Annotated in this window: 8 protein-coding genes; 2 read left to right on the top strand and 6 right to left on the bottom strand. The window is 62.9% G+C overall.

Annotation, left to right across the window (positions count from 1 at the left end; translation table 11 throughout):
* Positions 1-559: 559 nt before the first annotated feature.
* The gene (locus ACZY1F_RS20840) at positions 560-709 is read left to right on the top strand and encodes a hypothetical protein (protein ID WP_463944336.1); all 150 of its coding nucleotides are present in this window, start codon (positions 560-562) and stop codon (positions 707-709) included.
* A 576-nt stretch (positions 710-1285) separates the two neighbouring features.
* Entirely contained in the window at positions 1286-1543 is a 258-nt protein-coding gene (locus ACZY1F_RS20835; RefSeq protein WP_463944335.1) for a hypothetical protein, read from the top strand.
* Positions 1544-2259: 716 nt separating this feature from the next.
* Here the strand turns inward: ACZY1F_RS20835 and ACZY1F_RS20830 are convergent.
* The 6 genes from ACZY1F_RS20830 to ACZY1F_RS20805 all read right to left on the bottom strand — a co-directional run bounded on the left by ACZY1F_RS20830 (position 2260) and on the right by ACZY1F_RS20805 (position 8957).
* Positions 2260-3588, bottom strand: a complete 1329-nt coding sequence (locus ACZY1F_RS20830; RefSeq protein WP_463944334.1) for an MFS transporter — start codon at positions 3586-3588, stop codon at positions 2260-2262.
* A gap of 97 nt (positions 3589-3685) precedes the next feature.
* Entirely contained in the window at positions 3686-4066 is a 381-nt protein-coding gene (locus tag ACZY1F_RS20825) for a RidA family protein (protein WP_463944333.1), read from the bottom strand.
* Positions 4063-4803 carry a hypothetical protein gene (locus tag ACZY1F_RS20820; RefSeq protein WP_463944332.1) on the bottom strand — a complete coding sequence of 247 codons (741 nt, stop codon included), beginning with the start codon at positions 4801-4803 and terminating at the stop codon, positions 4063-4065. Before ACZY1F_RS20820 ends, ACZY1F_RS20825 begins: the two co-directional genes overlap by 4 nt.
* Positions 4796-5788 (bottom strand): membrane dipeptidase, encoded by a 993-nt coding sequence (locus ACZY1F_RS20815; protein WP_463944331.1) that lies wholly within the window; start codon positions 5786-5788, stop codon positions 4796-4798. Before ACZY1F_RS20815 ends, ACZY1F_RS20820 begins: the two co-directional genes overlap by 8 nt.
* Complete coding sequence (locus tag ACZY1F_RS20810) at positions 5785-7503, bottom strand: hypothetical protein (protein WP_463944330.1); 1719 nt, start codon at positions 7501-7503, stop codon at positions 5785-5787. Before ACZY1F_RS20810 ends, ACZY1F_RS20815 begins: the two co-directional genes overlap by 4 nt.
* A gap of 2 nt (positions 7504-7505) precedes the next feature.
* The gene (locus tag ACZY1F_RS20805; RefSeq protein ID WP_463944329.1) at positions 7506-8957 is read right to left on the bottom strand and encodes an aldehyde dehydrogenase family protein; all 1452 of its coding nucleotides are present in this window, start codon (positions 8955-8957) and stop codon (positions 7506-7508) included.
* Between the last annotated feature and the right edge of the window lie 89 nt (positions 8958-9046).

The raw sequence follows: 9046 nt of genomic DNA, 5'->3' as shown, positions 1-9046 counted from the left end.
ACAAGGTCAACACCTGGTTCAACCCGTCCCTGAACCGGACCTTTTCACATGAGGCAACGACTCACCGCTCCCGGACCTATTGACATGAGGCAACAGGTCCATCTCCGAGATCATCGAAGCCCCGTAGTTCCGCGGGATCCAGTGCAGACGACATCTGAACTGACAGCAGCATGCCGGGGATCCACGTCAGTGGGGATGTGTCCCACCGAGGCTGTCCCTTAACCAAGGAAGTGGGACACCTGGTCGACCAGGGGGGGTCTGAACCGGTTTGAACCCCAGGTCGAGCGAGAGTGGACGTCGGGGGATCCTCGGACTCTCGAATCGTTGGTGACGTGCGCGCGGGCGCCACGCACTTGCTAGAAAGGCGGAGCTCCGGGTCGATCTCTGCGTAGGCTCTGTGGTTCGTGATGTTTCGCCGATGGCTCTCGATTGCCAAGCAAGCAACGTCTTAATAGGGGGATGAAGATCTGTGGAGAAAATTCTCATGGGAGTAGTCGGAAGCGTTGGAGTGATCGTCGGTGTCTTGATGATCATCAACCGCTCATCCTTGACTAGGTTCATGGCTGATGCCCAGCGAGCAACCTTCGGCAAGGTAGGAGACAAAGTTGCGGCACAGGCCAACTCGGGGATGACGGCAATAGTTGGAGCCGGATTCGTCCTGATGGGTGCCGCGATGATTGTCCTGGCTTTGACCGGCGCTGAAATCTAGGACGGGCCGCCTTGGATAACTTCTGGCCGGCAGTGCTCTTGGGGGCCCCTCTGGTAGTCGCAGGGTCCCTCGTGCTGATATTCAGACGGCTGGCCCAACGTGTGATGCACGACCGCTATCGCAAGGCCCAAGAACGACACCCGGACATTCGCTTCCCCGGAAAATCTCTCGTCGTTTACCTAGGAGCGGGCATACTGCTGTTCGGCATTGTTGCCACAGGGCTGGGACTGACGACCTCACTCCGCCCCGGATAGAACTCAATGCTATCCCTTGTCTCTTCAAGGGGCGCTAAGATTCCGTTCTCCACTTCCAGACGTCGGATACCATCCCCTGGACAAAGCATCGCCCCCGGCCAACCCGCCTCTGTCCCGATACGCAAGCGGTCGCTACTGGGAAGGCGTATTGTCCGGACGCAGCTCCGGGCACAAATTGCTGCTGTCCCAGGATCAAGGATGTGGGACGGGCAATCCGTAGCCGGGCTGTAGGACCCTGCACATGCAGAGCCTCGCCAAAATCACGGATCCGTGTTGTCCTGAATGTCAGATAGTCAGCGAGCGACGGCCCAGGGGAGTTGGCATGACGGACCAGCAAGATCGTTTGATTCTGATTGAACGCAAGGACATTCGGGGTGCCCTTCTCGTGATGACCGGCTTCATCGCGCTTATTTGCTGGTGGATCGGCATTTCTGGCTATATGAATGCTGGCGGATTTATTAGCGGGGGGAGTGGGTTTCTCACGTTTCTGCTGGTGCCGATACTGGCAACGGTTGCCACTTATTTAGTTGGACATCGCCCTCGCCCATCGAGCTTAGGCCGGCATCGTTCCGGCAAATAGTTGTCAACTGACAGGGAAGTAGGATGCCTTCGTCTCGAGCCTTTTGGCCGAGTGGTTCGCTGGCCAGTAGCCTGCAGGGGTGACTGAAGACGAGCACGAACTAACGGGCGTAAATGCTTCGCAAAGTGTTATTCGCATTGGCGACACTGTCGGGAAACCGTGGTTGGATAACTCGGCTGGCGTGCAGCAATACCTTGCTGAGCTCCGCAGGGCGGCGTGGACGTTCCCAAACTCCTAGGGCGGGACGATGACGGCCCGCATGTCATTTGAGTACGTAGAAGGAATATCCGCGCTGGATCAGCTTCCGCTCGGACATGCTGAATTGCTACGGGTCGGCCAGATGATCCGTCAGATCCATGACGCCAGTGAAACAGTCGAAATTTCCTAAGTTGAAGGTTGGAAACCGCTGCTTCCGGCTGAGAACGTGGACTTGATGTGTCGCAACGATCTCGCGCCGTGGAACCTTATTATTGGGGATCGCTGGGTGTTCCTTTGGTGAGTGCCTGCTACGGCAGTTTCTTAGCCACATTGGCGGCGATCATGCCCGCGACGTTTGCCACTCCACCCTGGGCGATCTGCACGCCGAACATCACACCCACGAACAAGATCAGCATGCTCCTGGGATCCCTGTCGCGCATTGGCGGGAGCAACATGACCTTGGAGGGACAGCCGCTCCCGCTTCCACTGCGGTTGGTGGGTAGTGGAGGTTGGTGGTGTCAGGCTTGTAGGGAGGCTGCTTCTTCGAGGTTTTGACCCTTGGTTTCGGGGGCCATGAGGAAACTGACGGCTGCGCCGAGGAGGGCGATGCCGGCGGCGATCCACATGGTGCCGGAAAGCCCGAGGTGGGTCAGGGCCAGCGGGGTGGCGAAGGTGCCAATGGCGGCGCCAATGCGGCTGGTTCCGGTGCAAAGTCCGACGGCGGTTGCCCGGACTTTGGTGGGGAAGAGCTCGTTGGGGTAAATCCATTCCAGGATCGAGGGGCCGCCGTTGAAGATGGCGTAGAAGGCGAAGGCCAGTGCGATCAGGCCCAAGGGTGCGCTGGGGAAGAGCGCCAGGAACAGCAGGCCGACGCCGGAGAGGATGAAGCCCCAGATCAGGACGGGCCGGCGGCCGAGTTTGTCCACGACGAGGAGGGCGACGACGTTGCCGACGAGGAAGAACAGGTTGATCAGGCCGTAGCCGATGTTTGCTTCGTCGCCGGACTGGAGGTTGAACAGGGTCAGGATCTGGGGTCCGAAGGCGTAGATGGAGAACAGCGTGACGATGGTGCAGGTCCAGAAGATGGAGATGAAGATGACCCGGTGTAGGTAGCCGCCGGTCAGGACTAGTTTGAAGGCCTGGGCGGTGCTGAGTTTGGCCGCGTTGGGGTCGTGTGCGGTGATGCCGTCGAGGGTGGCGCCTTCGCCGATGGTTTTCTTCAGGATGTCCAGGGCCTCTTGGTGGCGGCCTTTGCCGACGAGCCAGTGGGGGGATTCGGGGATGGTGGCCCGGGCGATGAGGATCAGGACGGCTGGTACGGCTGAGGAGAGCAGCATCCAGCGCCATCCGTCGTCGAAGGAGAGGAGCCAGTAGCCGACGAAGGCGGCGACGGTGGCGCCGACGAACCACATGGCGTTCAGGCCGCCGAGGAGGCGGGCGCGCCAGTTTTTGGGCACGAATTCGGCGACCAGGGAGGTGGCGATGGGGTAGTCGGCGCCGACAGCGACGCCGATGAGGAGTCGCAGGACGAAAAGCTGCCATGCTTCCTGGACGAAGAACTGTGCGATAGAGAACACGATGATGGCGATGAGGTCGATCGTGTACATGAGCTTGCGCCCGATTTTGTCGGTGATGTTGCCGAAGATGAGGCCGCCGAGGAAGACACCGATCAGAGCGGAGGCGCCGATGAGGCCGTTCCACCAGTCATTCATCTGCCAGGCCGGGATGATCTGGACCAGGGCGATGCCGATGATGGCCAGGATGTATCCGTCGAGGAACGGGCCACCTGAGCTGAAGAGGGTGAGGCGCTTGTGGAAGGAATTCAGCGGCGCTGAATCGATCGTCATCTGAGATGCAGGTGCTGGTGCTTGGGAAAGCATGGTGGTTCCGATCTGGGAAGAGGGAAAGCGACGTTGGTACCCAACAGATCCGTGGCTTGGTCGGTCAGGCTACTACGGCTGCGACCGCATCGATCTCGATGCGTTTTTCGCCCCTGAACCGGGCCACCTGAATAGTGGTCCGGGGAGGCAGGGGGTGGCCGCTGAGCCTGGTGAGGTAGGCGGCGTTGTAGTCATCAAATTCGTCAAGGTTGGCCAGGAAGACCGTGAGCTTGAGCAGGTGGGACAGGCTGGAGCCGGCCTGTTCCAGAGCGGCTTCGAGGTTGTTGAAGGTCTGGGTTACCTGCTCTGTGATGCCGGGCGGGACGGTGCCGTCTTCGCGGGCCGGTATCTGCCCGCATAGGTAGATGATGCCGGCGGTTGCGGCGGAGGCGGAGTAGGGACGCGGTTTACCGTCGGTGAACTGCGTCCGGGTCACGGCGTTCATGCGTCCGGCACCAGGTATTTCCGGGATGTCTGGTACATGGTTTGCCATTCTTTCTCACGCATTTTCAGCGGTTTGGGCGCGATGTTGGTTGTTTCCGGATTCGTGTGGACTCGTTCGGGCAACGCCATGACGATGGTGCTGTCCCCGATGGTTTGTGGGATGAGGGCCGTGATCGCCTCCGACGCCAGGGTCTGGGTGGCCGAGAGGACTCCGTCCCTTAAGGTGAGGTAGTCGGTCGCGTCGCCGTCGTCCCGTGCCGTGCCGGTGTTGGCCGTGGCGATGATGATCCGGCGTTGCAGGGATGCGGTGTGCCTGAGTACCAGGTCATTCCAGAGAAGGCTCGGGATGCGGGCGTTCGAGGTGCGGGTCACGGATATCTCGCCGGCCGGGCCGTCGCTGGCGAGGTCGAGGAGTTGGAGGGCGGTTCGCAGTGGCGGTTGCCCGGCGGAGTTGAGCTCGCGCAGGGTGCCTCCCGGCCAGGAAGTGTCCTTGGCCGCTGTCGGCCGGAGGGGTGTTGTCCAGTCCGCGTCCAGCAGTTGTTCTAGGAGGCGGAGACCGGCGTGTGCTTCGGCTTCGGCGCGGAGGACTGCCAGGGCTCCTTCCTGGGCTTCGAGGGGGTCGGCGCCGGCGGCGCAGAGCGAGCGGAAGGCTGCTTCTATGATTTCGCGGGGCTGGACGGTGATGGTGCGGTCCTTGTGCTGCCCGTCGGGGGCTGGACCGGTGATGGTGTCAGACATGCGCGTGTTCCTTTGTTGTGTCCATGACTCGTGTGAACAGCCGGCTCCAGTTGCCGCCCATCACGGCGGTGATGGTGTGGTCGGTGAGGCCTGCTGCTGCGAGGCCGTCGGTGAGCCGGGGAAAGTCCAGTGGGCCTTTGAACCAGTCCGGCCATAGGGGCCAGGTCGGTGTGTTCTGTGGATCGGTCGGTTGCCAGCGGCCGTTGCGGAGCCAGCCGACGAATTCCTGGTCCCAGCCGCGGGTGCAGTCGCTGCCGATACCGACGCTCGTGGGACCGTATTGGTCCACCATGCGTGCAACCATCGTGCAGAAGCTTTCGATGGTGACGTGTTCACCGCCGCTGACGGTGGGGTAGAGGCAGCAGCCGATGACACCGCCGCGGTCCACGAGGGGCTGGATGACGTCGTGGGGTTTGTTCCGCGGAGTGTCAAAGAACCAGAGCGGGTTGGAGTGGGTGACGGAGACCGGAACCGTGGATGCTTCGATGGCGTCGCGGCTGGTCCGGTATCCGACATGGGAGAGGTCGATGAGCATGCCGACCCGGTTCATCTCTTCCACAATCACCCGCCCGTAGCGGGTCAGCCCGGCGTCGTCGGCTTCGAAGCACCCGCTGCCGATCAGATTCTGGTTGTTGTAGGTCAGCTGGGCGATCCGGACGCCGAGCCGGTGGAAGAGTTCAACGTAGCGGTAGTCGTCTTCGAAGGGGCTGGCGTTCTGGAACCCCAGGAACACGGCGATCCTGTTTTGCCGCTTCGCTGTTTCGATGTCTGCCCCGGTTGAGGCGAGGAACACCAGGTCCGGGTTGTGGTTGACGAGGTCCAGCCACTCACCGACGGACCGGAGGGTGTCCGCGGCGTTTTCCCAGACGGCGCAGGTCGCGTTGACCGCGCTGACGCCGCCGGTGCGCAGTTCTTCCAGGACGGGGCGGCTCCAGTTGCTGATCTGCAGGCCGTCCACGACGGTCAGCTGCTCGTGGAGGTTCATTGTTCCGGCTCCTTCGGCGCCGTGGGGAAGAGCCAGTCGTCCTCGTCCGTTCCGTGGTTGATGTCCACTGCGCGGGGGGCTCCGCTGAACAAGGTCACGCGCAGCCAGTCCGTGGACTGCGGGCTGAAGTTGTTCATCCCGTAACTGGCCAGCTGAAAGCGCTGTGTGCTCAGGGGCAGGAATTCAGCGTCGATGAGGTTGTCCTGCAGTTCACCGTAAAGATAGTGCCGTGTCTGCTGGACCCGGGCGGCGGCGAAGCGGTGACCGGGGTGGGCCAGGAGGAAGTCCGCGATACTGCGGTGGGCCGGGAACCGCTCGAGGTCCGTGGCGAGAACATTAATACGGCGGGCGATGTCTGTGCCGTGCTCGGCCGTGCCGGCGGGCCGGGTAGCGCGCAGTGCACGGCGGGGTTCTTCGTTGGCTGCGGAGGAGAACCAGTAATATCGCGTTCTCTCGGGATCCGTGAAGTCGTAGCCCCGGGCCCAGGCGTAGTTGGTCTCCAGCAACTGCCTCAGTTCCCAGCAGGGCATGGCCGCGTCGAACGGTGCGGCGCTGTCAACTCTGAGCAGGGACTCGGCGTGCTCGTCGAAGTCGGTCCGGAGTTCAATGACGATGGAGGCAAAGATCCCCCGGGCCTCCGGGCTGAGGTTTGCGGCCTTCTCGTGCAGGCGTGCCAGGACCGGTGTGGGCTCTGTCGCGGAAGACGTGTGGGTCTGCAGATCTTCCAGGAGCTGCTGCAGCTGGGGCCGGATTGCATCCGGGGGCAGGAACGGAGCGGTGTGGAGTGCGTGTTTCTCTTCCAGGTGGCGGTCAGCCTTGACCAGAAGCTCCGCGACGCGGGCAAGGTCCGGATGCCCGGGTGCGTAGTCCCGGCCGAGCCCGGCGGCAAGCGGAATTTCCCGCAGCCGGCACCAGGCGTCCAGATAATCCGGGTGGTTGATCACGAACGGGACCATACCCAGGCCGGTGGCGTTGCCCAGTCCAAGGTAACGGCTCCACTCCGGGTTCAGCGGGGCCGCGGTGGTGCCGGCCGCCAAGGCTTTGGCGCGGGCGACATGTTCAACCATGTCCATGCTTAGTTCGCGCAGCAGCCAGGCGGTGAGCATCTGGGACCGGTACGGCACGGCCAGCGGGTGGTCGGGGGCGATGTCCGTGAATTCCTTGAGCCCAAACTTTCCGTTCCCGTAGAAGGCGGTGCTGCGGATCAGATACGGGCTGGGGCCGATGGCGTCGACGTCGGGCTGGGAGCCGGAGGCCAAGCAGTCGCTGACGTAGTCAAAAAAGCGTGCGCTGCGGTTCGCCCGGGTCAGGACGATGGTGTCCGGGTCGACACGGCCGCGTTCCTGGACGGGGACATTGCGCCGCAGTTCAGCTTCGCGCTCCGGCGTGAGGTCTCCTTCAATGAGGGCCGCGGTCACGTCCCAGGCATCGGCGATGACCCGGTCGGTACGTTCGCTTTCCTCCAAAGTGCGGCAGAAAGCGATGAAGGTCAGCTGCCGGCCTTCGGCGTCCACGGTGTAGACGGCGGTTCCACGGGCGTCTGCGTCGAGATCCAAGCGGATCCTAACCACAGCCCACTTCCGGGCCGCGGAGCGGCGAAGCATAGTGCGGGCAAAGCTGTGCCGGGTGGCCCAGGCGCCGTTCATGTCGGTGCCGGAGAGCACGTCCTCCGGAGCGCGAAGCTCGTGTGCGGTTCGTTCGTCCTGAAGTGTCATGATCATGCCTTCTCGGGTGCCAGGCGCAGGTAAGCGGTCTTTTCGTGGGTGAAGAAGGCCGCGGCGACGGCACTGTTCTGTTCCCGGGGACCGGCAAAGGTTGAATCCTTCATTCCGCCGAAGGGGGCATGAAGTTCGGAACCGGTCGAGGGCGCATTGACCTTTACGAGGCCGGCGTCCAGATAGGTGACGCACTGCCGGGCGGCGCGCTCATCGTTGGTGAACACCGCGGCGGTGAGGCCGAATTCTGTGTTGTTTGCCAACGCAATAGCTTCATCAAGGGTGGCTGCGCGGAGAACGGTGACCACGGGACCGAAGACTTCTTCGCGGCAGATCGTCATCGACGCGGGCCCGGTCAGCACGGTGGGTCGGACGTAGTGCCCGTCTGTGGCGGGAGCAGGGGCCTGGGCGAGGATTTTCCCGCCTTCGGTGACGGCCGTCTCGATCGCGGCGTTGATTTCATCGCGGGCGGAGGCGGAAACGACGGGGCCGATCTGTACCGACGGATCGGTGCCGGGGCCCAGGACAAGTGCGGAGACTTTCTCCTTTACCCTCTCCAGGAACGCCTCGTGCCCGTCGCCGACAAGGATGATCCGCCGGGTGGCCGTGCACTTCTGGCCCGTGGACCCCATCGCGGCGTTGACTGCGCTGGACGCGGCCAGTTCGACGTCGGCATCGGGCAGGATAAGAGTGGCGTTATGTCCGCCCAGTTCCATCTGCAGTTTCGCGCCGCGCCCACAGACAATCCCGCGGATGTGGTGGCCCACCGGAACGGATCCGGTAAAGCTCACGCCCGCCACGGACGGATGGGAAACGAGTTCGGAGCCCAGCGGACCCGGGCCAAGGAGCAGGTTCGCGACACCGGCCGGCACACCGGCCACGGCCAGGATGTCCATCAGCAGGACCGATACTCCGGGGGTGTGGCTTGCGGACTTCCAGACCACGGTGTTGCCGTGCAGCAGTGCCGGTGCGATCTTCCACGCGGGGATCTGCAACGGGAAGTTCCACGGTGTGATCACACCAACGATGCCCAGCGGGCGCCGCACGGTGAGGATCCGCTCATCGGGGTGGCTGGAAGGGTACTCGGTGCCGACCGGGTTCCGGGCCGAACCCGCGTGGTAGTCGAACGTGTCGGCGGAGGCGTCGACTTCCATCCTGGACTCCGTCAGGGTCTTGCCGTGTTCGGCCGTCATGACGCGGGCTATCTCGTCGGCCCGTTCCCGAATCAGTACGGCCGCAGCCGACAGGATCCTGCCCCGGGCCAGAATCCCCAGCCTGTCCCACGCCGGTGTGGCTGCGGCAGCGGCCTGGATCGCCCGCGCCAGCTCCGCGGAACCGGCCCGGTGATAGGTAGTGACCGCTTCGTCGGGTGCCGACGGGTTGAACCGGGACGTCGTGTTCCCGGTCCCTTCAACCCAACTTCCGTTGATGAAGCTGCTGGCTGGCTTGGTCATGACGGGCATTCTCTAACCTCTTAGTGTTTGTTGATCTGTGACTGTCCTCACGATCAACGGTAGACCGGGAAAGCCCTCCATTGAAGTAT

The sequence above is a fragment of the Pseudarthrobacter xylosi genome (assembly GCF_055412765.1).
Note: the sequence above shows the minus strand (reverse complement) of the source record. Positions and strands in the feature narration are given on the sequence as shown.

Excerpts from the sequence above, each read along its gene's own strand:
- ACZY1F_RS20840 (WP_463944336.1), top strand. The coding sequence starts at position 560 with ATGGCTGATGCCCAGCGAGCAACCTTCGGCAAGGTAGGAGACAAAGTT.
- ACZY1F_RS20835 (WP_463944335.1), top strand. The coding sequence starts at position 1,286 with ATGACGGACCAGCAAGATCGTTTGATTCTGATTGAACGCAAGGACATT.
- ACZY1F_RS20830 (WP_463944334.1), bottom strand. The coding sequence starts at position 3,588 with ATGACGATCGATTCAGCGCCGCTGAATTCCTTCCACAAGCGCCTCACC.
- ACZY1F_RS20825 (WP_463944333.1), bottom strand. The coding sequence starts at position 4,066 with ATGAACGCCGTGACCCGGACGCAGTTCACCGACGGTAAACCGCGTCCC.
- ACZY1F_RS20820 (WP_463944332.1), bottom strand. The coding sequence starts at position 4,803 with ATGTCTGACACCATCACCGGTCCAGCCCCCGACGGGCAGCACAAGGAC.
- ACZY1F_RS20815 (WP_463944331.1), bottom strand. The coding sequence starts at position 5,788 with ATGAACCTCCACGAGCAGCTGACCGTCGTGGACGGCCTGCAGATCAGC.
- ACZY1F_RS20810 (WP_463944330.1), bottom strand. The coding sequence starts at position 7,503 with ATGACACTTCAGGACGAACGAACCGCACACGAGCTTCGCGCTCCGGAG.
- ACZY1F_RS20805 (WP_463944329.1), bottom strand. The coding sequence starts at position 8,957 with ATGACCAAGCCAGCCAGCAGCTTCATCAACGGAAGTTGGGTTGAAGGG.